Below are 24,893 nucleotides of genomic sequence, written 5' to 3'. Positions count from 1 at the left end.
GCTCTCCTAGAAAGCTTTTAACTCCTCTTTACTCCAGTTCGTCAGTCTCCCGTCTCTGTAACAGAGGAGGAGAACAGACTGGTGAAAGCGGAAGACTGTCTTAATTTTATCATAGAGAAAAACATCACAATCAGGCAATGTACCGTATCGTTTTGCTTCCAGAAATCGAGTTAAAGATGAAGGAGATCGATCTTCCGGCAGCTCTCCGGGATCTGCGATGATGACGCTATCGATCTGTTTGTGATCGACTATCTCTTTTAAGCTGTATGTTTTATCGGGACTTAAGCCTTCAAGTTGCCCCCGGAACCTCCCGTCGTCTCCCGAGAGTCTCAATCCGATTCCCGCCAGAGCTCCGATTATCCCGTCCCCTGTTCCGCCGTGCTCTGATAGAAAAACGCCGGCCTTATCCGCCAGTCCGTAGGCTTTCTCCTTGGTCAGAACCGCTGATTGCGCCATTCTGCCGAAATCCTCCAGCTCTTCCCCAAGGGAAAGATTATCCAAAACAGCAATTGCCAATCCGGGATCGGACCCGGAAGCGCAGGAGCCTACGAGGAAATCCGCAGCTTTTTTCCGGATCCCATCCAATGAATCCGGTTCAATTTCGGCGGAGAAACACATAGTGCTGTTGTGCGATGTATAGGGCACCCGCGGATCCACCAGAAGCTGATGCCGGGAAATGGCCTCGGTGGCACCCCATTCTCTTTCACGGAAATAACTGCGGAATTCCTCCAGGATGTGCCCTGTGCCGGGGCTTTCCAGATTGTCCGTATCATCCATGGCGATCAGTATCTTCATCTTCTTATTCTTCCGCACGAACAGCTCCTTTGGGCATTCTCATCCCCTTTCCCGACAGAATGGACTCAATCATCACATCGTCCGGCCTATAGTCAAAGAAAGTACCGTAGAATTTCCGGATCTCCTCATGCATATCCAGGTCGGGAAAATAAGCGGGATAGAGCGTCGAGGCCGTCCAGAGAAGAGCCAGCGGAGTTTCCATACCCCCGGGATGGCCCCACCGGGATATGCCCACGGGAATCTGGTAGACTTTTCCCTTGCGGACCGCTTTGAGACCGCTCCACTTTTCACTTCCCAGAATATAATCCCCGACGCCTTCCTGATTGTAAATAATGACATCGGGATCCCAGAGGTATATCTGTTCAAGCGAGGCGAAGTGCTTATTATCGTGAAACCGCAATGGATCGTTGATACTCACATTGATCACACCGGCTGCGGCGGTCCACTGGGCTCCGAGCGTCCCGGGAGCATCTGTCCGCGACGCTTCATTTACCGAATGAAAAACCCGGAGCTTTTCCTCTTCTTCAAGGGAAACCAGAGCCTCCTCCACCCGTCGGAAAGCATCATTGTAAAAGCTGTTATATGCGGCGGCTTCTTTCTCACGGCCTATAACGGCTCCGATAATTTCAATTGCTCTCTGCTGTTCTTCTACGGTTTCGTAATCGATAACGATATAGTCCAGGCCGAAGCGCTCCAGCTTCTCGACCTCCGTATCGAGAAGAGCCGTCTCACCTTTGAGGAAAATCACGTCCAGGTCCAGCTTCAGCAGTTCTTCGATGTTGATAATTCCGTCATCGGAAGGTATACCCGCTTCGGCGATATGGGGATTGATCTCAATAAGGAGACGGTCTCTCTTTGAACCGTATACGACGGCTTCGATATCATCGCCGCGACCGAGCATGGTAACCACATGGGCCGTAAAAGCGTAGAGACATCCTATGCGCTCGATATCATCGGGAATGGAGACCTCTCTTCCCCAGCTGTCTATAACGGTTTGTCTCTCCGGCAGGGCACTCTTTTCCAGTTCATCATTCTGTCCCGCGGAAACCAGTATAAAAAAAAACGAGATCACAATGATGATTCGGCCTGTTTTCATGTCTGACTCCTGATAATTTCCAGAGGGAAGAGGCTTGTCAGGTTTCCCTCCTCGTTTTTAAGCTGGACGGCTTTAATCCCGTAGAAGGATGCCATATTTTCAACTGTAAGTATTTCCCGGGGCGTTCCGGAGATAAGACGACCCGATTCGTCCATAAGAACGACTCTGACAGAAAGATCCCGGTTTGCCAGAAAAAGAGCCTGGTTAGGAGAATGGGTCGACATAAGGACCCCTCTGTTACGGCTTTCCGCCAGTTCGTGAATCATTTCCAGAAGTACGAGTTCGTTCTTGAAGTCAAGATGGCTTGTCGGCTCGTCCATAATGATCAGAGGCGACTCCTGAACAAGGGCCCGGAGAATCAGAACGATCTGAGTCTCCCCTCCGGAAAGCTCCCTGTAATCCCGTTCCGCCAGGGACAGCCGGCCGGTTTTCTCCAGAAGATCCCGCACCATCTCCCGATCCTCTTTTCCGGGTGCTTGAAAAAAACCGAGATGGGCTGTCCGTCCCATGAGAATAACATCGGCAACGGAATAGGGAAAATGCTTTTCATGAGTCTGGGGGACATAAGCCGCCATTCTGGCGATTTCCCGGGCTTTCATTTCCGCCAGATTTCTGCCGCCTAACTCTATAACTCCTTTCACCGGAGAATGAAAGCCCAGAAGCGTATCGATCAAAGTCGTTTTTCCACAGCCGTTCGGCCCCAGAAGACAGGTTATTCCGCCCTTCTCCAGTTCAAGGGAGAGATCGGAAAAAACCACCCTTTCGCCATATTGAAAAGTCAGATCGCGGGCTTCAAGAAGATGTTCTTTTTCCATTACCACCCCTTCACCTTCGTTCGGGTCAGGAGATAGATGAAGAAAGGCGCTCCCACAAATGCGGTTAGAATCCCCAGAGGCATTTCGCTTCCCGTGAGCAACCTGGCCAGATCGTCAACAAGAATCAGAATGGCCCCTCCGGCGGCGAAACTGAGGGGAACGACTTTTCGATTGTCGCTTCCCACCACCATTCTGACCATGTGGGGGACAATCAGCCCGATCCACCCGATAACGCCGGCGACCGAAACGGCGCCTGCCGAGGCGAGAGAAGCAAAAACAATTACCAGCCCCCGGATCATGTTCACATGAATCCCCATGGATCTGGCCTCGCGGTCGCCCATGGAAAGGACATTGATTCTGTAGCCGAGCACCACCAGCCCGAAAGCCCCAGTAATCATGGGGATTCCCGCCAGTAGAATATCGCTGTATCTCGCCGATGCCAGACTTCCCATAAGCCAGAAAACAATAGCCGGCAGTTCTTCGAAGGGATCGGCAACATATTTAAGAAAGCTGATCATGGCGGAAAAAAGGCTTCCAATGACCACGCCGCCGAGAACAAGAGATATTCGAGTCTCGGAACGGGTGTATTTTCCTACGAAAAAGCTGAGAACGACGGCCAATATCCCGAAAAAAAAGGACAGGGGATAAATAAAAGGAGTCCTGCCGAAAATCACGATAGCCAGAGCAGCTCCGAATCCCGCTCCCGAGCTGACTCCGAGCATACCCGAGCTGACCAGAGGATTGCGGAATACGCCCTGAAACGCCGCACCGGAGGTCGCCAGGCTCCCTCCGACAAGAAAACCCAGAAGTATGCGCGGCAGTCTTACATAGAGAACGATTCCTTCGTGAACGGGATCGGACGCCCGCCCCGCAAGAGCGTTGGCCAGAACAGAGAAAACTTCTGCCGGCTTGAGCGGATAACGCCCCAGGCAGAGAGAGAGAATCCCGATGAGGAGCAGGGAGAGAACAGTCAGAAAAAAAACGAGCCGCTCACTCCTTTTGCTGATAAACATTTTCTATTTAACAGTAGTAAATGTCAGCTCGACCGGTTCTGCAAGGGAAGACCCGTTTTTAGCCTGAAATGTGGGGGCTATTTCCAGAGTGTAAAGAGTTCCTTTTTCAAGGGGCGACACAGGGCGGACGGCAATCATCCTTTTCTTCTCCGGCTCAAGCTGATCATCGGGAAAAATAACTTCGATTTCGAGAACCTTTCCGTCACCGTCCCTTAAGACTATAGAAGCCTTATTGTTTTCCTGTACCGAAAGATTGACGACATTATTGGAAAATTCCAACTCAAGAACCGCATCAACAGAAATACCTGAAGCTCCATTCTCCGGAGAGGAAGAACTCAGAGAGAGGGGTTTGTTCCCCGCGACAAGGGCAAAATGGAATAAAACAAAAACGATAGAAGCAACGATAATCCTTTTACTAATCATGAAATAAATCTCCTTTCCACAGGGAGGCATGGCCGTTTCCCGCCATACCCTATCGACTGCATGCCATTATCCCGCTTGATTTTAGGCTGAGACAGTTCGAAGATATTGTTATTGTTTCTTAATACTATGACGGGCCAACATAACGGTCAATGTTTTTCTTAAAAGGGGATATAATAAAACATATGAAAACAACAACAGCTATCGCATGCTTTTTAATGACATTAACGACAGTATTATTCAGCCAGGATTTCCCGGTTATACCCGATGGAGAGGTGATACGGTACAAAACCCTTATGGGAAAGAGAAACAGCCGGATAGAATATTCCAGCCAGTCGATCTATCGCATAAGGGAAGAAAACAGAGACTTCTTCCTTGTAAAAACGAACTCCAGCGATCAGCTTACCGAAACGAGGATCACCACAGATTCCTTCATACCAGTAGCCTTGAATAAAACTGTTTACGGCCAGAGAAGCGATATAAACACCAATGTCTCGCTTTTGAAAGAACCTCAGCTTTCACCCGATGAAATTGCCGTTCTGGACACCAATGATCTTGCCAATGTCTTAAGAGCCTACCCCTTCACAAATCCCAGAGATATGAACCTCATTTTTCTGGCGACAGGTCAGGAAATGGAAAACATGTCATTCAGCGTGACTTACATCGGGGAAGAAACCATAACTCTGAACAACAGGCAATACGATTCCTGGAAACTGGAAATGAAGGCTGAAATGAGTGGAGCCATGGCTCTGTTCTCCTCTATGATCCCCAAAACCTATATGTGGTTCAGCAAAGAGGACTCGCGACATCTTCTCAAAATGACAGGCAGCAGAGGACCCGGGGCTGAAAACGCCATAACACTGGAAATGATCAGTTACACGAAATAGGGACTCAGAGCGGTAAGGTCATTGACAATTTGCAGTTTCGGCAGTATTTTTTATTTGAACACTTGAACATATGCTCAATTGTTCAACAAAGGAGAGGGAAATTGAAAACTGAATGCTGCATAAACCGGGAAAATGTCGACGCCGTCGAGCGGGACCTTATTCCGGAAGAGGATATTGTCGATATCTCAGAGATTTTCAAACTGCTTGGAGACCCTTCCCGTATGCGCATTGTCGCGGCTTTACGGATTAAGGAACTCTGCGTGGGGGACCTGTCGGCTCTCATGGAAATTTCCATGTCCGGTGTGTCCCATCAGCTCAGGCTTCTGAAAAAAAGTCATATTGTCAAAACCAGACGCGAAGGCAAAATGGTGTATTACGCTCTCGATGACGAACACATTGAAGAGATGATAGATGTGGCCCTTCTCCACATAAAACATAAAATTCGATAACAGGAACCAGATATGACAGAGTTGCAATTAGACGGTCTAAACTGCGCCAGCTGTGCGGCGAAAATAGAAGAATCTCTCAAAGCCAATGATTTCCTCAAAGAGGTCAATTTCAGCTTTGCCACAAAAAAACTGACAGTGACCAGTCATATTGAAAGAGAGGAACTGAAAGATCTCATACAGAGGGAAGTCGATAAAATAGAGGAAGGAGTCACTGTTTCATTCGGAGAAAACAGAGATCGGGAAGAGCTTTCCTTCTCCTTCCGGAAATTCCTCAGAAAGCACGGGTCCGTACTCTCAGGGGCCTTGATTTTTTTATCTATCACCATCTTCACCTTCCCCGATCCGGTCCGTCTCTTTCTATACGGATTATCCTATATTCTGATAGGAGGGGATATTGTATGGAAAGCGCTTAAAGATCTCATCAAAGGGAAACTCTTTGATGAGAATTTCCTCATGACCCTGGCCACGGTGGGAGCTTTTGCTCTGGGCGAGTGGACTGAGGCCGTAGCGGTTATGCTTTTCTATAAAGTGGGAGAGGGTTTTCAGGATTATGCGGTGGATAAAAGCAGGAGAAGCATTAAATCCCTTCTGAACATCAGAGCCGAATTTGCCAACAGAATCAAAGACGGGGTGATATCCCGGGTTAAACCGGAAGATCTTGTACCCGGGGATTTGATTATGGTGAAAAACGGTGAGAAAGTACCGGTTGACGGTCTGATCAGAGAAGGGAAAACGCGCTTTGATACGTCGGCTCTGACAGGGGAAAGCCGTCCCCGCTCCGCGACGGAAGGAGAGGAAATCCTGAGCGGATTCATCAACAGAGGAACGCCCGTGGTAGTGGAAGTCCGGAAGGAATTCATCAATTCCGCTGTTTCGAGGATTCTCCATATGGTGGAAAACGCCGCGGGGAAAAAGGCCGTGACGGAGCAGTTTATTACAAAATTCGCTAAAATCTACACGCCCATTGTCGTCACCGCCGCCCTTATCCTGGCTTTTGTTCCCCCTCTTTTATCCATGGGAACCTTTGGCGATTGGATTTCCAGAGCTCTCATCTTTCTTGTTATCAGCTGCCCCTGCGCTCTGGTTCTCAGCGTGCCCCTGGGTTATTTCGGAGGCCTGGGAACGGCCAGCCGGAAAGGGATCCTCATCAAGGGCGGCAACTATCTCGAAGCCCTGAACAATACCGATACATTCGTATTTGATAAGACCGGAACTTTGACCAAAGGGAATTTCTCCGTTGAATCCTATAGTTCCGACGAGGTACTGGAGCTGGCGGCCCTGGCAGAACAGCATTCCACTCATCCCATAGCACGGGCCGTAATGGAAGCCTACGGAAAGGCTCCCGGTCTGCATGATCTTTCGGGAGTGGAAGAAATTCCCGGCTGCGGTATAAAATGTGTATACAGGGACAAAGAACTTCTGGCGGGAAATGAAAAGCTCCTCCGGACTTTCGGAATTGAGCATTCGATACCCGCTACGACAGGGGAAACGACCCTTATCCACATAGCATATGACGGCCGCTTCAAAGGGACGATCAATATACGGGACGAGATAAAACCCTCTTCAATCGGGCTCAGCGCCAAATTGAAAGCCCTCGGTGCAAAAAAGACAGTCATGCTTACAGGGGACAGGGCTGCCATTGCAAAGTCTGTTGCTGAAGAGCTGGAAATTGATGAATACAGATCGGAACTCCTGCCGGAGGACAAACTCTCCTATGTCGAAGCAATGACCGCACAAGGGAGGAAAGTGTTATTTGCCGGAGACGGTATCAATGATGCACCCGTACTGGCTGGGGCCCATATCGGTGTGGCCATGGGCGGGCTCGGCTCGGATGCGGCCATTGAAGCGGCTGATATAGTCTTAATGACAGATGAACCTTCCAAACTCATCGACGCTATGCATATCGCGCGGAAGACAAGAAAAATCGTGCTTCAGAACATTGTGTTCGCCCTGGGGGTCAAACTCTTCTTTCTCTCTCTGGGAGCGCTGGGCATGGCGACCATGTATGAAGCAGTTTTCGCCGATGTGGGTGTAGCGTTACTGGCCGTACTGAATTCCATGAGGATTCTTAAGGAATAGCCGGAAGATTGTTTCATTTTTTAACAATTAGAGATACACTGGATTCATGCTTGAAACCAGAGACGGCTACACAATTACCGATTCCCGAGACAATATCGACTGGCTATTTATTATCCGGTCTCTCCAAAGCACCTACTGGGCGGAGGGCAGACCGGAAGAGCTGATCAGGAAATCCTTTGACAATTCCGTTGTTCTCTCCCTTTTCCATGGAACCGATCAGGTCGGTTTCGCCAGGATCGTCAGCGACTACGCCTGCTTCGCCTGGCTGTGCGATGTTTACATTTCACCGGACCACAGAGGCAGAGGATTGGGTAAATTTCTCATGTCTGCCGTTGCCGGGCATGAATCGACTCAGGTACGCATGACAATTCTGGCTACGAAAGACGCCCATGGACTCTATGCGAAGTACGGCTTTGAACGACGGGAAATGATGTTTCTCAAAAAAGAATATGATACATTATTATGATTAATCGAATTGGTCTGCAGTGATATACCCTGCGTAGATGGAAGTTTTGACCTTATCATTCCCAATCACTATCTCTACCACAGCGGCGATCCTGAATCGTTACTGCTTTAGATCAAACGGGTTCCCGCTCGCGGCGGTACTGGCGGAAATTATAGAAATCCCGCTATACTTGTAATAAGGAATAATGAAATGAAACAAATACCCGTTGCGGAAAGCAAACTGCAAATACCCGCAATCGCGCTGGGCTGTATGAGAATCTCCGAAATGCCGGTGAAAGATGTAGCCCGATTGATCGCCTGTTCCCTTGAAGAGGGAATTAATTTTTTCGACCATGCCGATATATATGGCGGAGGGAAATCCGAAGAGGCCTTTGCGAAAGCCCTCAAAGAGCTCCCGATTTCCCGTGAGAATATCATCATCCAGTCAAAGTGCGGCATCAGAGAAGGCTATTTTGATTTCTCAAAAGGCCATATAATCCATTCGGTAGAGGGTATTCTCAAGAGGCTGGATACGGACTTTCTCGATATCCTGCTCCTCCACCGCCCCGATACGCTGATGGAACCGGAAGAAGTCGCCGAGGCATTTGACATACTGCACAAAAGCGGTAAAGTTTTACATTTCGGTGTCAGCAATCAGAATCCCATGCAGATAGAGCTTCTCAGCCGTTATGTCCGTCAGCCTCTGCTCTTCAATCAGCTCCAGTTCAGCCTTATGAGGACGGGCATGATTGACGCGGGACTCAACGTCAATATGAAAGTGCCCGCATCGGTGGACCATGACGGAGCGATACTCGACTACTGCCGGCTCAACGCCATAACCGTACAGGCATGGTCGCCTTTTCAGTATGGTTTCTTTGAGGGCGTTTTTGTCGGGAATGAGAAATTTCCCGAAGTGAACAGAGTCCTGGACAGGCTTGCTGAAGAATATGGTGTAACGCCGTCAGCTGTCGCCGTAGCGTGGATACTCCGTCATCCCGCAGGAATACAAACCATAATCGGAACAACGAAACCGGGCAGGGTTAAGGAAATGTCCGCAGCCTCGGGAATCGAGCTGACCCGGGAACAGTGGTATGAATTATACAGAGCCGCGGGAAATATCCTTCCCTAATGGGGTTTCATCATTTAATATTTAAATTATGAACATCAGATTCGAATGGATAAGAAGAACAACCATTATCTCCTTTCTTCTCATAATGCTTCTCACGGCGTCCGTATTTATATCATTCCCCTTTCAGATATACATCACATCGGTGCTGGCCTTACTGCTCGCCGGAACGGGAGTATATCATTTGATAGAAGCAAACCGCATTCAAAAACTTCTTTTCAGAACCAGTGACATCCTGACCAGAAGTACGGAACGGGATTTTTCCTCTCTCGATGACGGAGAGAAGCACATCATCAATCATGAGATTTCAAACCTCATAGAACAACTTGAAGATTCAGTAAAACAGACTGAAAATATCCTTTCGGAAAAAGACAAACTGGAAAAGGAAGCGGAAGAGCTGCGCCGCAAAGTAAAATCGATGGAACGCAACCTGAACCGCCAGGTTATCGAAGTCCGGGACAGGATGAGAGGAAACAGCGATGCATTCAATGAAATAATCTCCGGTCTTTCATCGCTGGTCGATGCCTGCGGAAGGGAAAAAGGGATGATAGACTCTTTGATGAAAACCTATTCCGGTTACAGCCGGCAATACGGCAGCATCAGGGATTCCGTTAACAATTCCCGTTCTATCTGCGGAAGAGAAGAATCAAGAGGCCGTGATGCCGAAACAGTCCTTAATGCTCTTTATGAGAAAGATGAAGAGAGGGTAGAAAAAATCCATACGGTTATACATGGAATCGGCAATATAAAAGAAGTCACCGGCATTATAAACGAAGTGGCGGAAAAAGCTTCTATTCTTTCGCTCAATGCGGCTATTGAAAGCGCCCATGCGGGAGAAGCGGGAAAGGGGTTTTCCGTCGTGGCGGAAGAGGTAGGCGTTCTGGCCGATATGACAGCGGAACATGCGGAAATCATAAATCAGGCGTTATTCTCCGTAACCGACACCATGTATGAATCGCGTTTTACTGAAACAGATAACGGCGAAGAGGAAACTTTTGCCGTCATCGGAGGAACCATCAGGGAAATGATCGCATCCTTCAGAGAGATCGATCAACTCCTGGACTTTCTGGGACAGCTGGAGCAACCGGAGGATTTTGACATATCTTCAGAAACCCTCAAAGACAGAAACAAAATAGAGAAAACGCTTTCTCTGCTCGAGAACATGAAGAAAGAATGGGAAATGACCCTTGAAGATATTACCAGGTTTCCCCTTTTCGAAGAGTCAGCGGACTTAAGCGGTGCAAAATCATCTCCTCTGACAAGACATGAAACAGCAATCAGACCTGTTGATGACTCGGTCGGCGGAGAAGAACTGGACTGAAAAAGCAATTTTCGGCATTTTTGAAAAAGACTTTAGAAAAAATAGTGTTTTTTATGATACTGTGATCCGTATATATGGATATGAACGGGACACTGAAATTAATCGACAACAGAAAATCGGTCCGCGCTTATGCGGATAAAGAAATCCCCCGGGATTTCAAAGACAGAATAATTGAAGCGGCCATGCGCGCCCCCACGGCGGGAAACATGATGCTTTACTCCATGATTGAAATTGATGATCAGGAGATGAAGGACAAGCTGGCGGTCAGCTGTGACAACCAGCCTTTCATTGCCAAAGCTCCGCTCCTTCTGCTCTTCGTTGCCGATTACCAGAGATGGGACGATTATTTCACGATTTCCGGCGTGCCCGAACTGATGGAAAGCCGGGGAGAACCGATGAGACACCCCGAAGAAGGTGATATGATGCTCGCCTGTAACGATGCTCTTATCTCCGCTCAGACCTCTGTTATCGCTGCCGAGTCCTTAGGAATCGGGTCCTGTTACATTGGCGATATAATGGAAAATTACGAATTTCACCGGGAGCTGTTCGATCTGCCCGATTACGCCTTTCCCGTGACTCTCCTCTGTTTCGGTTATCCTAATGACAATTACCAAGAAAAAAAGCCGGCTTCCCGGTTTCCGAAAAAATACATTCACTACAAAAATAAATATAAGAGACTCAGCCCCGAAGAGTTCAACGAGATGTATCAGCCGATGCAGGAGAGATATTTTTCCGGAGGCAAATATTTCGAAGGGGCATCAAACATCGGCCAACACTTCTACCTGCGAAAACATGCGAGTTCTTTTATGAAGGAAATGAACAGGTCCGTCAGGGCTGCCATGAAAGCCTGGAGAAAAAATGAATCTTAAAATCCAATCGGAAAGAAGGGTCGAATCTTTTGATGCGGACCTTCACAATAAACTGAAAATAAGCTCCATTTTCAATTATATGCAGGATATTGCAGCTAAACACGCCGATGAACTCGGCGTTGGATATCATGTTCTGCAGGAAAAGAAAATCTTCTGGGTTCTCTCCTGGGCGAAAGTGGAGATTGAAGGGCCTCTTCCATCCTATGGAGAATCCCTTACGATCGAAACCTGGGCCAAAGGCAAACACCGGCTTTTTTACATGAGAGACTTTCTGCTGAGAAACAACGCCGGAGAAATCATCATACGGGGAACTTCGGCCTGGCTGCTTCTGGATGCCGAGACCAAAAGGCTCACAGACCTGAACCGCATGGGACTCGATTTACCGGCTTTCCCCGATGAACATGCCCTTGAAGAGTATCCCGGGAAATTTGACTTTCACGGCGGAGAGGCTCAAATCAGCAAACGGAAAGTTCTCTATTCGGATATCGATATAAATAAACATGTCAACAATTCCCGCTATATAGAATTTATACTCGATTGCTACAATTACAGGGAACACGAGACAGGACAGGTCAAGGCGCTGACGATTTCTTACAAAGGCGAAACGCACTTTATGGATGAGCTGGAAATAAGCCGCGCCCCTCTTCCTGACGCTAAAAACTCTGATATCGTCAATGCTATGAGAGAAAGCGACGGAAAAGAAATCTTCAACTGCCTGATTGAGTGGAAATAGAATAAAAAAATCCTTTTCTCTCTCGTAACAGTTCCTACATTAATGTATGATAATCTCATGACTGCAACTCAAGACTCCATACATTACCGAAAACAGATTCAGAATATGACTCTTCTTTTTGAAGTCAGTCAGCTTCTGGACAAAAGCATGGACCTCACAGAGGTAATCACTCCGGTTCTCCAGACCATTTCCGACAGCACAAATTATAAGACGATAGTTCTGACGCTGATCGATGAAAACACCGGACAAATTTCCATTGAATCATCTCTCGGCCTATCGGAAGACGTTACGAAAGATGTCGTATACCGCCTTGGCGAAGGTATTACCGGTAAGGTCGTACAATCGGGCGAGGCAATGGTTATTCCCCATATCAACGAGGAAACCGATTATCTGGATAAACTGGACCAGCGCAGCGGGAAAACAGAGGATCGTTCATTCATCTGTGTCCCGATCAAGCAGGGATCGAAGATTCTCGGCGCTCTGGGAGCCGGACGTCTGTTTACCAGTGAAGCGGAGCTAGATGAGGACCTCCGGATTCTGACGATTCTGGCATCCCTTATAGCCAGAGCTGCTGAATTGAGAAAAAAAGCGAGTGAGGAAAAGAGACGGCTGACCCAGGAAAACAACCGTCTTCATAGGGAACTCAAGGAAAAGTACCGCCCCGACAATATGATCGGAAACTCCCAGAATATGCAGGAAGTCTACTCTCTGATCAATCAGGTTTCGAAAAGCGACGCAACTGTCCTGATCCGGGGGGAAAGCGGAACGGGCAAGGAACTGGTGGCCAGCGCCATCCACTACAACAGCCTCAGAGCCGATAAACCCTTTGTCCGCGTCAACTGTGCCGCCCTTCCCGAAAGCGTTATTGAAAGTGAGTTATTCGGACATGAGAAAGGCTCCTTTACCGGGGCAGTATCGACAAGGAAAGGCCGTTTCGAGATGGCTGACGGTGGAACGATCTTTCTCGATGAAATTGGAGAGCTCTCCCATATGACTCAGGTCAAGCTCCTCAGGGTTCTTCAGGAAAGGGAAATTGAGCGCGTCGGTTCCATGAACACCATTAAAATAAATGTCAGGGTCATTACCGCCACCAACAGAAACCTTGAAGAGGAAATCAAGAACGGGAGTTTCCGCGAGGATCTGTACTACAGACTCAATGTTTTCCCCATCCACATACCGCCGCTCCGCCAGAGAAAGACAGATATTATGCTTCTGGCCGATTACTTTGCCGAAAAGTACGGAAAAAAGAACGGGAAGAATATCAAGCGCATTACCAGCACCTCTATAGATCTGTTCCAGAGCTATCACTGGCCGGGCAACGTGAGAGAACTGGAAAATGTCATTGAAAGAGCTGCACTGCTCAGTACGGACGAAGTGATCCACGCCTACCATCTTCCACCATCGCTCCAATCGGCGGAAAGTACCGATACATCGCTCCATTCCACTCTTCAGGAAGCAGTCGATTCACTGGAAAAGGAGCTGATCAAAGACGCTTTGAAAACAGCCAGAGGCAATAGGGCATCGGCGGCAAGGGCTTTAGGAATATCCGAAAGAATCATAGGGCTCAGGGTCGATAAGTACGGAATCGATTGCAGTAAATATAAAAACAGATAGTGTCCAAACCCGGTGATGAGCCGGGTTTTTTATTTCATTCTGAAGAATAACAGAGACTTTTTTCGAATTTCGCACCTTACAATATTCCTACATTATTGTATTTTACACAACTTCTTCATACATTTTTGTACGTTATTTAAAAAGATCCTACTTCCATGTATTATATATACCGGTACGTGAATATATTTTTTATTATTTTTATTATCTTATACAGTAAGACTTTATTCAGTTGAAGATACTTTTAACAGAATTATATTCCTCTATCCGCTCATGAATTTGGCACGAACTCTGCAATTTACTGGGATATGGAGGATTTTATGAAAAAAGTCATTTTACCACTGTTTCTACTGCTGGCTGTCAGCACATCGGTTTTCGCAGGAGACGCTTCTGTCGAAGAGCTTTCCATGGCTATGGATATGATCTGGCTTACACTGGCCGCTGCCCTCGTATTTTTTATGCAGGCCGGTTTCGCCATGGTGGAACTCGGATTAACACGAGCCAAGAACGCCGGTAACATCATCATGAAAAACCTTATGGATTTTTCAGTCGGTTCCATCATATTCTGGCTGGTCGGATGGGCCATCATGTACGGTTCCGCCTACGGAGGCTTCGGCAATAACGTGATGCTCAAAGTATCTGATTCATCAGTCATGAGAGACTGGATTTTCCAGGTCGTTTTTGCGGCTACCGCGGCAACAATCGTTTCCGGTTCCATGGCGGAAAGAACAAAGTTCAGTTCCTACCTGATCTATTCCGTTGTGATTTCCGGTGTTATCTACCCTGTATTCGGTAGCTTCACATGGGGCGGCGGATTCCTGGCGGAAATGGGATTCCATGACTTTGCCGGGTCTACAATCGTTCACTCCGTCGGTGGATGGTCTGCCATGATGGGTGCCACGATTCTCGGACCCCGTATCGGGAAATACGTTAAGAACGGGAAAACCATCACTGTCAAAGCCATTCAGGGACATAACCTGCCCCTCGCTTCACTGGGTGTTTTCATCCTCTGGTTCGGTTGGTTCGGATTTAATGCCGGTTCAACACTTTCCGGAACAGACCTTTCTATCGCTCACGTAGCGGTAACAACCACACTGGCGGCTTCAGCGGGTGCCGTATTCGCCATGATGACGACCTGGGTGACAATGAAAAAACCTGATGTTTCCATGTCATTGAACGGAGCCCTTGCCGGCCTGGTCGGCATTACAGCCGGAACATGGGCTGTTACCCCTGCCGCTTCCATCATAATCGGTTCGATTGCCGGAATCCTGGTTGTGTTTTCTGTTGAGTTTTTCGACAAGGTTCTGCATATTGACGACCCCGTCGGAGCTATTTCGGTACACGGTGTCTGCGGTGCTTTCGGCACCATTGCAGTAGGATTGTTTGCCAACAGACCCGATGATGGACTGGTAGGTCTGTTCTACGGCGGAGGGGCGGGATTACTGGGAATTCAGGCTCTGGGTGTCCTGGTCGCATTCCTCTGGGTAGTCATTTCTTCGGGATTATTGTTCCTGGCTATTAAATACACGGTCGGTCTGAGAGTTGATGAAGATGTTGAGCTGTCCGGCCTGGATATGCACGAACACGGTTCCGAATCCTATGCGGGATTCCAGATCTTTACAAACGTATAAAAAAAGGAGTACTGAACCATGAAATTGATTATAGCTTATATTCAGCCCCATAAACTGAATGCCGTAAAGCAGGAACTGTTCAAAGATGAAATACATAAAATATCGGTAACCAATTCCAAAGGATGCGGTCAGCAGAAAGGGTATGTCGAGTCTTACAGAGGTGTGGATATCGAAGTGAACCTTCTCGATAAAGTGAGAATTGAAATCGCTGTAAATGACGACTTCGTCGGAAGAACAACTGCCGCCATTATCAAAGGCGCCAGAACCGGAGAAATCGGAGATGGAAAGATATTTGTACTCCCCATCGAAGAGACCATCCGTATCAGAAGCGGAGAAACAGGCGAAGAAGCCATAGGGTGATAAAATACATAAATGTATGATTTCACCTTTGAAATACCCCGTTGTCTCCCGGTTGAGATGAGGGGGAGATCTTCAGAGATGATTTCATACATTTTTGTAAATACACCGGAATATTCATACACAAATGTAACTATTTAACAATACTTCAGTAACTTAAGTATTTGTAACATCATATTTTATATTTTATATTTCTTTTTCATATAAACATTTATACATTTAAGAGTATTTCCTGAAATTAGTTGGCATATTAAATGCATAAATGTTTTCAAGATAATAAATGAATGGAGAATTTATAATGGACAATGAATCTATCACTTGTTCCTCATCTGTTGAGGAAATTTACGGAGAAAACTGCTTCAGTACATCTCTGATGAAACAGAGGCTTCCCAAAAGCATTTTTAAAGAACTTCAGAAAGTTCAGAAAGGTGAACAGAAGCTCTCTAAAGAAGTCGCCGAAGTGGTGGCTTCAGCCATGAAGGACTGGGCGATCTCCAAGGGTGCGACCCATTTTACACACTGGTTCCAGCCTCTTACAGGTCTGACAGCGGAGAAACACGACTCCTTTATCTCCCCCGCCGGAGACGGAACAGTGCTGATGGAGTTCTCCGGCAAAGAGCTGGTTCAGGGCGAGCCTGATGCTTCCTCTTTTCCTAACGGAGGTCTGAGAGCTACATTCGAAGCAAGGGGATATACGGCCTGGGATACGACTTCCCCCGCTTTTCTCAAAACAGACAGCAACGGTCTCACTCTGACTATCCCCACAGCTTTCATTTCCTATACGGGAGAGGCTCTGGACAAAAAAGTTCCTCTTCTCCGCTCTATGGAAGCTGTAAACGGACCGGCCCTGAGAGTCCTGAGAGCTCTTGGAAATACGACTTCCACGAAAATCTACGCTCAGACAGGACCGGAGCAGGAGTATTTCCTGGTCGATAAGAAACTCTACGATATGAGACCTGACCTCAGACTGACAGGGAGAACCGTTTTCGGAACAATGTCTGCCAAAGGTCAGGAAATGGATGACCACTACTTCGGAGCCATTAAGGAAAAAGTAGCCGGTTACATGCGAGAAGTGAACTGCGAGCTCTGGAAACTGGGCGTCAGCGCCAAAACCCAGCACAACGAAGTGGCTCCCAACCAGTTTGAACTGGCAACAATTTATACAACGACTAACGTAGCCACCGATAACAACCAGCTCGTTATGGAAACACTGAAAAAAGTTGCGGAAAGACACGGTATGGTCTGCCTTCTCCACGAAAAACCTTTTGCCGGTGTAAACGGCTCTGGAAAACACAACAACTGGTCACTCGGTACGGATGACGGCCTCAATATGCTCGATCCCGGCGATAACCCCCACACCAATGCGCGGTTCCTGATCTTCCTGGCTGCTATTATCAAAGCTGTTGATAAATACGCTCCTTTGCTCAGGCTCTCTGCTGCCAACGCCGGAAACGATCACAGACTGGGAGCCAACGAAGCGCCTCCCGCCATCATCTCCATTTTTCTCGGTTCCGAGCTGGAAGAGATTCTGGAAAAACTGGAAGCCGGCGAGGAGATCCTCTCAAGCGAAGGCGGCATAATGAAAATCGGCCAGACAATTCTGCCCGAACTGCCTCTTGATTCTACAGACAGGAACAGAACATCACCCTTCGCCTTTACGGGAAACAAGTTCGAGTTCAGAATGGTAGGCTCGACTCAGTCAATTTCCGGACCCAATGTTGTTCTCAACACAGTAATCGCCGAAGTTCTCAGCGAATTCGCCGACAAACTGGAGAAAGCTTCGGACGTCAATAAAGCTGTAGAAGAAATCGTTGCTGCAACATATAAAGCTCATAAAAGAGTCGTTTTCAATGGAAACGGTTATTCAGACGAATGGGTTGTCGAAGCGGAGAAAAGGGGTCTCCCCAACCTGAAGTCAACTGTAGCCTGTATGCCGGAAATGATCTCCGACACAGCAGTGAAGCTCTTCGAAGACCACAAGGTTTTCACCAAGCCCGAGCTGGAAGCCAGATATGAAATCAATCTGGAAACCTACAGCAAGCAGATTAACATCGAAGCCGGTGTCATGGTTGAAATGGCTGAAAGGCTGATCTTCCCCGCCGCAAGCCGATACGCAGAAAAGGTGAGCAAGTCGATAGCGGCCATCAAATCTGCCGCGCCTTCTGTTTCCACAGAGGCTCAGGAAAAGCTTGTAGCGAAACTGGGCGAAAGCCTTAACGGCCTGCTCAAAGCTTCATCTGTTGTTACAAAAGAAATGAACAAAGCTCTGGAAATGGAAGAGGATCTGCTTGCGCAGGCCAAGGCCTATCGCGAAAATGTGATTCCCGCCATGGCAGAACTCAGAACATTCGGCGATGCCCTTGAAAAGATAACAGACAAGGCCATGTGGCCTTACCCCTCTTATGAGGATCTTCTGTTCACTCTCTGACATTGAGATTCGATATTATAGAGCCGCCCCTCTCCGGGGCGGTTTTTTATTTTCCATGAAAACAATTAATACACCTTTTTAATGTATACAAGTATTGAATTATCTTTAATCATTTTCTATTATGATACGACTGGCTTTATTTAAAAAAAACATTTTTCCAAGAGGGTTTGCACTTGGGTTTATCAGGATCTGCCATTAAGAAAACAGTATTATTACTATTTATTATAAGTCTCCATTCCGTAATATCTGCAGCGGATTGGGCTTCGGTCATCGAAAATTCCGGTCCTTCGATCGGAAGGGTGCTGATAAAAGACAGCAGAGGATCGCTGATAAGCCAGGGTACGGGATTTGTCATCCGGGATCTGGAAGGAAATCAGCTATTTGTAACCAACGCTCATGTCGTCCGCCATGCCCGGTTCGATATGAGTGACCGCGTAGAGATTGCCTTCGACTACGGCAACAGGAATAAAACCGAAGAGTCATCACTTACCGCCACGATAGAAAGATACAACGAGTACCTCGATCTGGCTCTGCTCCGGATGAATGAATCCATTGAGAATCCCCTTGTACTGGATTCCGACGGGGGAAACGGGCTTATGTCCGAAATAGTGGTTGCAGGCTATCCCCTGGGCAAAAATTTCAAAGCTACTCCCGGAATGATTCAAGCTTTTCAAACAGAATCCGGATTGGGTGAAATGATTGATATGAGCGCCGATCTGGCTCCCGGAAATTCCGGAGGCCCTGTCCTTAACAGCAGAGGGGAAGTTATCGGAATCGCAACAGCTGTGATACAGGGGTACAATTTCAACTACGCCATACCGGTCGATATCCTGATAAAATTCCTCGATTACCGGAATAATACAGTCAACCTGAGGATAAATAGCAATCCTGCCGGTTCCCGGGTTTTTATAAATGGCGAATACAAGGGAGAAACACCTGTCTCTCTCGATCTTTTTAATACCAATTATGAGTTCAGAATTGAAAAAGAAGGTTACTCCCCGCTGGAGGAGACTGTCGGTCCCTGGGACGTAGAGGAAGAAAACGTACTTGACAGGACACTTGAGGTTCTCGTCCTTAAGGATCCGACGATATGGATCTATACCGAACCGGTAGGCGCAGAGATTTTTGTCGGCAATACCAGTATCGGTTTTTCGCCAATCTCGGTAGAGATGCCTCCCGGACGGATTCTCAGAATCAAGGCTCAGAAAGGAAGATTCAAAAAAGGGTCAGCTAACTACAGGGTTACCGATGACCCGGAACAGAGAGTGGACATAACACTCGATTGATCGAGCTATCAAATTCCTAAATGGATTTAGATATTTTTACACAAACAAAAGGAGTTTTTGATGAAAAACGCAAAAGCATGGGCTGTTTTAGCCGCAGTAATTGTTCTGGCAACCAGCTGTACATCGACAAGATACACGGCCCGATCAGGTTATGTAGGATTTACTGAAGACGGAGCTGTGACTGTACAGCAGATGAAAAAGACATCTCTGGGAGAAGATACGCTTTACCCCACATTCGATGATGAGTTTGAATATGATGAAAACGGAAACGTTATGAAGCATATCCAGACCAAGTACTTCGATAACGGTGAAAAATACGATGAGTGGGTTGTCGAATACCAGAAAATCGGTGAGACGACTCTTCCCAAATCCGTATCGATCAACGGAATTGTTTACCTCGAAGTTGAATACGAGATTCTTGAATCGGACCATGAAGGGAAGATCTATCCTCTCGCGGGAACTCCGAACTTTGTTCAGAATAACGGTGGAAACTTCCTGATGGCGCTCTTCGTCGGTTCCCAGCCTATCATCGAATGGGATCTGGATCTTGAAAACTTTGAAGTGCCCTTCAGAAACGATAACCGCTTCGTAACCAAAGAAGAATCATTCGGAATTTACACCGGCCTTTCCGTCGATAAAGTGCTCTCACTGGGATACGACAACATTGTAATTAAGAAGTTTTACTATTCCTACGATAAGTTCAATTATGGATTCAACCTCAGCATCGCGGACAGCCAGCCCGGAATGATGAAAGGCGATGGAGAGATGAAAGATGAGTACAACGTCTCCTTTGTTTATGACTGGAATGTAGCTGGAGGAAAAATCATTCAGAACGGCATGACTTTCACCAGAAATCATCCCAAAGGATATATGAAATTCTTCACTGAGCGCGAATTTGATAGCACAGGCAGAAGAACTTCTGAAATCTGGAAACTCAATGATTCGGTCACTTATGTTGAAGAACCTGTTGTTCTTTTCCAGCAGACTCTGACTTACTAATCTTAGTCGGTAATGAGATGCGCTTTCCTTTTTTTATGGGGAATCGCATTTTTTTCATTTTAATAAATGCTCCCGTTTCCCTGTCATTAAAACAGGAAATATGACAAACATTTTCCCGTAAAAAAAAATCTTAATTCTTTACAAATCGGGTGATATCTGAAACCCCCTTTACCTCTGCTTTCAGACGAATAAAAAAGCACACTTTGTTTGTTTTTAATAGATAAATAATGATTTTATTATTTATCGGTATTTCCGCTTGATTTTGAAATGATGGTGTTTTATAGTAGTTTTTAATGTAAGTGACTCTATATATGGTGTATTTTGAGGTTTAAATGAAATGTCCTTTTTGCGGCAGTCTTGACGACAAAGTCATCGAGTCCCGCCAGAATAACAGCGGTTCCACGATCAGACGACGTCGTGAATGTCTGTCCTGCAGTTATCGTTTCACCTCTTACGAAAGAATTGAAGAAGTCCCTTTGAAAGTCATAAAAAGAGATGGTCATCGTCAGGATTTCGATCTGAAAAAGATTGAAAACGGACTTTGGCGGTCACTGGAGAAACGCCCGGTGACACAGATGGATGTTGAAAACCTCCTTCACGAGCTGGAAGATGAAGTCCACCTGAGAGGAAAGAGCAACAATGAAATCAAGTCTTCAGAAATCGGTGCTTTGATTCTGGAGAAACTCTACACAATAGACCATGTGGGCTACATTCGTTTCGCATCGGTTTACAGAAAATTTGAAGATGTTAATGAATTTATAAAAGAAATAGAAAATATAAGCCGGAATTTCAAGAAGTAAGAGGGTTTTGTGGAAAAGAAAGACAGTAGAGACTGGAAGGAATTTCTCGGTCTGACCGTTGGTGAAAATGTCGAAAAGGGAATTATCAGACAGGTCGTAAAGCGTAACGGCCAGGTGGTCCCCTATGACAGAAACATCATAGCCAATGCCATACGCAAATCGGCCTTGGCAACGGGAATCAAAGATGCGGAAATTTTTGTCCAGAAGCAAACCGGGATCGTCGAAATCAAACTGGAAAACATCATGTCGAAAAGGCATCCCAATTCGGCGCCTGCCGTAGAGGAGATTCAGGACATAGTGGAGAATGTTCTGATTGCTTCGGATCAACCCGAACTGGCCAAGAATTACATTCTGTACAGAGCCAGGCATGAAGCGATCAGAGACGCTCAGAAGCTTATGCTGGATATTGATGAGACAATGGAGGGATATCTGTCCCAGTCCGATTGGAGAGTGAATGAGAATGCGAATGTCAATTTCTCACTGGGAGGACTCATTCTTCATAACTCCGGAACTGTGACAGCCAACTACTGGCTCAAGAATATCTACAGCGAAGAGGTTGCCGAAGCACACAGAAGCGGAGCCATGCACATTCACGATCTGTCCATGTTCAGCGGCTACTGCGCCGGATGGTCGATCCGTCAGCTCATAGAAGAAGGTCTCGGCGGTGTTCCGGACAAGATAACATCCAAGCCGGCGTCCCACCTTTCCACTCTGGTCTTTCAGATCGTCAACTTTCTGGGAATTATGCAGAATGAGTGGGCGGGAGCCCAGGCTCTCTCCAGCTTCGACACCTATCTGGCGCCATTTGTTAAAATGGACAAGCTGTCCTATAAAGAAGTGAAACAGGCCATTCAGAGCTTTATCTTCGGAGTCAACACACCTTCGCGATGGGGATCACAGGCTCCTTTCACCAACATAACCCTGGACTGGGTCTGCCCGAGAGACCTGGCGGAGAGAAAAGCTATCGTCGGAGGAGAGGAACAGGATTTCACATACGGAGACTGCCCCGAAGAGATGGCCATGATCAACAAGGCTTTTATCGAGTTGATGATCCAGGGCGATGCCAACGGAAGAGGTTTCGCCTACCCCATTCCTACTTACAACATCACGGAAGACTTTGACTGGGATTCGGAAAACGCCCGTCTCCTCTTCGAGATGACCGCGAAATACGGAACGCCCTACTTCCAGAATTTCATTAATTCCGACCTCAATCCCGAAGATGTGCGTTCCATGTGCTGCCGTCTCCAGCTGGACAAGAGAGAGCTGCGCAAAAAAGGCGGCGGTCTTTTCGGCGCTGATGAGTTTACCGGTTCCGTCGGTGTCGTAACCATCAATCTGCCCAGGATCGGCTATCTGTCCTCTTCGGAAGAGGAATTTTTCAGCCGTCTGGACAAACTGATGGATCTGGCCAAAGACTCTCTCATTGTTAAGAGAAAAGTCATAACCAAACTTCTGGACAGCGGTCTGTTCCCCTATACGAGACGCTATCTCAAGCATTTGAATAACCACTTCTCGACCATAGGTCTGGTGGGGATGAACGAGACATTGAAAAATTTCATGGGAATCGATCTGACCACAGAGCGCGGTCAGGATTTCGCTGACAGGATTCTTGTTCATATGAGAGACAGGCTGGCCGATTATCAGGAAACGACCGGAGACCTGTTCAATCTCGAAGCCACACCGGCCGAGAGCACAAGTTACAGGCTGGCCCGTCACGATAAAAAGCATTTCCCCGATATCATAACCGCGGGAACGAACGAGCCGTACTACACCAATTCGACCCAGCTCCCCGTTGACTTCACACCGGATATCTTCGACGCGCTGGATCTTCAGGAGCGGCTCCAGACCCGCTACACCGGCGGAACCGTATTTCACGGGATGCTGGGCGAGGCAATAAAAGACTGGCAATCCTGCCGGAAACTGGTAGAGACCATAGCCAATAATTACCGCCTGCCCTACTTCACCATTTCTCCGGTTTTCTCCATCTGTCCGGTTCACGGATACCTGGAGGGAGAGCATTTCAATTGTCCGAAATGCGCGGAAGAGGAAAGAGAAGCCATTCAGAAAGAAATAAAGAAACTGGAAAAAGAAAAAGCCGAATTGATCAAGGAGAAAGTGTAATGACTAAAGTCGCTGAAATAGACAACAGAATAGATGAACTGAAAAGACAGCTGGAAAATGTAAAAGGCGGAAAGTCTGAGGTTTACGCCAGGATTGTCGGTTATTACAGATCCGTTGCGAACTGGAATCTGGGGAAAAGCGAAGAATACGGCGAAAGAGTCAATTTTTCCGAACTTAGCCACGATACCGCTATGAGAATAAAAACCGCTGAAAAACCTGTAAAAACAGAACCCGTTGCTATTGAGGCAGAAACAGAAGCCATCGAAATTAATTTTGCAGAGAAAAAGATGGCGATGGAAAACGGTGATGTGGCGACCTATTCTTTCTTTTTTAAAGAAACCTGTCCCAATTGCCCTCCTGTCAAAGCCGTTATAGATTCGGTTGAGCTGGAAGGTACTAAAATCAATGTTGACAGCTCCAACGGCCTGACGGAAGCTATGAATTCTTCTGTTTACAGTGCCCCGACAGTCATTCTCTATAATGCGGAAGGTTCCGAGATATACAGAACCGGAAATGCGGACAAACTGAAGAGCTTTCTGAAAGTTCAATCTGCCTGATGACTCTAACGGAAGCCGGATTACTGAAGACGACGCTCCTCGATTTTCCCGGGGAGGTCGCTTCGGTTATTTTCACTCCAGGATGCAACCTGAGATGTCCTTACTGCCACAATCCGGGGCTGGTTGATCCTCTTCGTTTTTCAGCAGATCTATTACCGATCGAAGAAATAAAGTCATTTCTCAGTAAAAGAGCGCATTTAATCGGAGGAGTTGTGATAACCGGTGGAGAACCTCTTCTCCATGACGATCTTGTCAATGCCATTGATTTCATTCATTCTCTCAACCTGAAAGTAAAAATCGATACAAACGGCCTGTTCCCGGATCGATTGAAACAGCTTAATGCCGATTATATTGCCATGGATCTGAAAACAAGTCCGGAACACTATTACCGATTGGGGCTACAGGGAAATAAAGACAAATTAAAGGATTCCATCGAGTTCATTACCGGCGCAGGAATCCCCCATGAATTCAGAACCACTGTTACGGAAGAAATCGTCACCATAGATGATATGGAAAAGATGGCTTTACTCCTGAAAGATGCTGAACAGTGGTTTCTCACCCCCTTCAAACCGGGAGAGACTCTCGACCCGGCATATTCTCACAAAATACCGCCGTCCTCAAGCTATATGGAGAAACTTCTTTCCATAGCTCTGGAAGCAGGAATAAATTCCTCCATACGTTAGTAATTTTTTTGTTAAAAGATTATTGACCAAAATATTTCTATAAGGTAATATCCTCCTTGTCAGCAATCATTCCCCTGTAGCTCAGTTGGTAGAGCGGGTGACTGTTAATCACTAGGTCAGCGGTTCGAGTCCGTTCGGGGGAGCTATTTCAGGTTCAGCTTTTTAAGTTGAACCTTTTCTTTTTATAATTACTGCCGAACGGACTCGAACGGTCCTGTAGGTAGAAGCCTCAAATGATCGGCTTCGGTGCAAAATCCGGGGCAGCCGGATTTTGTGTTCGGGGGAGCTATTTCAGGTTCAGCTTTTTAAGTTGAACCTTTTCTTTTTATAATTACTGCCGAACGGACTCGAACGGTCCTGTAGGTAGAAGCCT

Annotated in this window: 23 protein-coding genes, 1 tRNA gene and 1 riboswitch; of the genes, 19 read left to right on the top strand and 5 right to left on the bottom strand. The window is 47.0% G+C overall.

The window, feature by feature from the left end; translation table 11 throughout:
- Positions 1-6: 6 nt before the first annotated feature.
- From HNR50_RS10205 to HNR50_RS10185, 5 genes are all read right to left on the bottom strand, one after another.
- Positions 7-813 carry a hypothetical protein gene (locus HNR50_RS10205; RefSeq protein ID WP_184746595.1) on the bottom strand — a complete coding sequence of 269 codons (807 nt, stop codon included), beginning with the start codon at positions 811-813 and terminating at the stop codon, positions 7-9.
- Positions 800-1,891 (bottom strand): ABC transporter substrate-binding protein, encoded by a 1,092-nt coding sequence (locus HNR50_RS10200; RefSeq protein WP_184746593.1) that lies wholly within the window; start codon positions 1,889-1,891, stop codon positions 800-802. The genes HNR50_RS10205 and HNR50_RS10200 overlap by 14 nt, the downstream gene beginning before the upstream one ends.
- Positions 1,888-2,706, bottom strand: a complete 819-nt coding sequence (locus HNR50_RS10195) for an ABC transporter ATP-binding protein (protein WP_184746591.1) — start codon at positions 2,704-2,706, stop codon at positions 1,888-1,890. The genes HNR50_RS10200 and HNR50_RS10195 overlap by 4 nt, the downstream gene beginning before the upstream one ends.
- Positions 2,706-3,719 (bottom strand): FecCD family ABC transporter permease, encoded by a 1,014-nt coding sequence (locus HNR50_RS10190; RefSeq protein ID WP_184746589.1) that lies wholly within the window; start codon positions 3,717-3,719, stop codon positions 2,706-2,708. The genes HNR50_RS10195 and HNR50_RS10190 overlap by 1 nt, the downstream gene beginning before the upstream one ends.
- A 3-nt stretch (positions 3,720-3,722) precedes the next feature.
- A complete protein-coding gene (locus HNR50_RS10185) occupies positions 3,723-4,142 on the bottom strand; it encodes an Ig-like domain-containing domain (protein WP_184746587.1) in 420 nt (139 codons plus the stop codon).
- Positions 4,136-4,256: riboswitch (molybdenum cofactor riboswitch) on the bottom strand. (Overlaps the previous gene by 7 nt.)
- Before the next feature lie 68 nt (positions 4,257-4,324).
- Here HNR50_RS10185 and HNR50_RS10180 point away from each other — a divergent pair.
- The 19 genes from HNR50_RS10180 to HNR50_RS10090 all read left to right on the top strand — a co-directional run bounded on the left by HNR50_RS10180 (position 4,325) and on the right by HNR50_RS10090 (position 24,663).
- Positions 4,325-5,026 carry a hypothetical protein gene (locus HNR50_RS10180; RefSeq protein WP_184746585.1) on the top strand — a complete coding sequence of 234 codons (702 nt, stop codon included), beginning with the start codon at positions 4,325-4,327 and terminating at the stop codon, positions 5,024-5,026.
- A gap of 101 nt (positions 5,027-5,127) precedes the next feature.
- On the top strand, positions 5,128-5,475 hold the full coding sequence (locus HNR50_RS10175) for an ArsR/SmtB family transcription factor (RefSeq protein ID WP_184746583.1): 348 nt from the start codon (positions 5,128-5,130) through the stop codon (positions 5,473-5,475).
- A gap of 12 nt (positions 5,476-5,487) precedes the next feature.
- Positions 5,488-7,554, top strand: coding sequence for a heavy metal translocating P-type ATPase (locus tag HNR50_RS10170; RefSeq protein ID WP_184746581.1), 2,067 nt, complete (start codon positions 5,488-5,490; stop codon positions 7,552-7,554).
- A gap of 46 nt (positions 7,555-7,600) precedes the next feature.
- Complete coding sequence (locus HNR50_RS10165; RefSeq protein ID WP_184746578.1) at positions 7,601-8,020, top strand: GNAT family N-acetyltransferase; 420 nt, start codon at positions 7,601-7,603, stop codon at positions 8,018-8,020.
- A 189-nt stretch (positions 8,021-8,209) separates the two neighbouring features.
- Positions 8,210-9,127, top strand: coding sequence for an aldo/keto reductase (locus HNR50_RS10160; protein ID WP_184746576.1), 918 nt, complete (start codon positions 8,210-8,212; stop codon positions 9,125-9,127).
- 28 nt (positions 9,128-9,155) lie between these two features.
- Entirely contained in the window at positions 9,156-10,445 is a 1,290-nt protein-coding gene (locus HNR50_RS10155; protein WP_184746574.1) for a methyl-accepting chemotaxis protein, read from the top strand.
- Positions 10,446-10,525: 80 nt separating this feature from the next.
- Positions 10,526-11,314, top strand: coding sequence for a nitroreductase family protein (locus tag HNR50_RS10150; protein WP_184746904.1), 789 nt, complete (start codon positions 10,526-10,528; stop codon positions 11,312-11,314).
- Positions 11,304-12,047 carry an acyl-[acyl-carrier-protein] thioesterase gene (locus HNR50_RS10145; RefSeq protein ID WP_184746572.1) on the top strand — a complete coding sequence of 248 codons (744 nt, stop codon included), beginning with the start codon at positions 11,304-11,306 and terminating at the stop codon, positions 12,045-12,047. The genes HNR50_RS10150 and HNR50_RS10145 overlap by 11 nt, the downstream gene beginning before the upstream one ends.
- Before the next feature lie 57 nt (positions 12,048-12,104).
- On the top strand, positions 12,105-13,661 hold the full coding sequence (locus tag HNR50_RS10140) for a sigma-54 interaction domain-containing protein (protein WP_184746570.1): 1,557 nt from the start codon (positions 12,105-12,107) through the stop codon (positions 13,659-13,661).
- A gap of 317 nt (positions 13,662-13,978) precedes the next feature.
- Positions 13,979-15,289, top strand: a complete 1,311-nt coding sequence (locus tag HNR50_RS10135) for an ammonium transporter (protein ID WP_184746568.1) — start codon at positions 13,979-13,981, stop codon at positions 15,287-15,289.
- A gap of 18 nt (positions 15,290-15,307) precedes the next feature.
- The gene (locus HNR50_RS22395) at positions 15,308-15,649 is read left to right on the top strand and encodes a P-II family nitrogen regulator (RefSeq protein WP_184746566.1); all 342 of its coding nucleotides are present in this window, start codon (positions 15,308-15,310) and stop codon (positions 15,647-15,649) included.
- Between the two features lie 295 nt (positions 15,650-15,944).
- Positions 15,945-18,074 (top strand): glutamine synthetase III family protein, encoded by a 2,130-nt coding sequence (locus HNR50_RS10125; RefSeq protein ID WP_184746564.1) that lies wholly within the window; start codon positions 15,945-15,947, stop codon positions 18,072-18,074.
- A gap of 173 nt (positions 18,075-18,247) precedes the next feature.
- Complete coding sequence (locus HNR50_RS10120) at positions 18,248-19,360, top strand: PEGA domain-containing protein (RefSeq protein WP_184746562.1); 1,113 nt, start codon at positions 18,248-18,250, stop codon at positions 19,358-19,360.
- A gap of 60 nt (positions 19,361-19,420) precedes the next feature.
- Positions 19,421-20,359 carry a hypothetical protein gene (locus HNR50_RS10115; protein ID WP_184746560.1) on the top strand — a complete coding sequence of 313 codons (939 nt, stop codon included), beginning with the start codon at positions 19,421-19,423 and terminating at the stop codon, positions 20,357-20,359.
- A gap of 332 nt (positions 20,360-20,691) precedes the next feature.
- Positions 20,692-21,159 (top strand): transcriptional regulator NrdR, encoded by a 468-nt coding sequence (gene nrdR / locus HNR50_RS10110; protein WP_184746558.1) that lies wholly within the window; start codon positions 20,692-20,694, stop codon positions 21,157-21,159.
- Between the two features lie 9 nt (positions 21,160-21,168).
- Positions 21,169-23,280: a ribonucleoside triphosphate reductase gene (locus HNR50_RS10105; RefSeq protein WP_425506742.1), complete on the top strand. Its 2,112-nt coding sequence runs from the start codon at positions 21,169-21,171 to the stop codon at positions 23,278-23,280.
- Complete coding sequence (locus HNR50_RS22605; protein ID WP_184746556.1) at positions 23,280-23,837, top strand: anaerobic ribonucleoside-triphosphate reductase; 558 nt, start codon at positions 23,280-23,282, stop codon at positions 23,835-23,837. The genes HNR50_RS10105 and HNR50_RS22605 overlap by 1 nt, the downstream gene beginning before the upstream one ends.
- Positions 23,837-24,520, top strand: coding sequence for an anaerobic ribonucleoside-triphosphate reductase activating protein (locus HNR50_RS10095; RefSeq protein ID WP_184746554.1), 684 nt, complete (start codon positions 23,837-23,839; stop codon positions 24,518-24,520). The genes HNR50_RS22605 and HNR50_RS10095 overlap by 1 nt, the downstream gene beginning before the upstream one ends.
- Before the next feature lie 70 nt (positions 24,521-24,590).
- A tRNA-Asn gene (locus HNR50_RS10090) sits at positions 24,591-24,663 on the top strand.
- Positions 24,664-24,893 lie beyond the last annotated feature (230 nt).

This window comes from Spirochaeta isovalerica, assembly GCF_014207565.1.
In the GTDB taxonomy this organism is placed as follows: domain Bacteria; phylum Spirochaetota; class Spirochaetia; order DSM-2461; family DSM-2461; genus Spirochaeta_F; species Spirochaeta_F isovalerica.
Note: the sequence above shows the minus strand (reverse complement) of the source record. Positions and strands in the feature narration are given on the sequence as shown.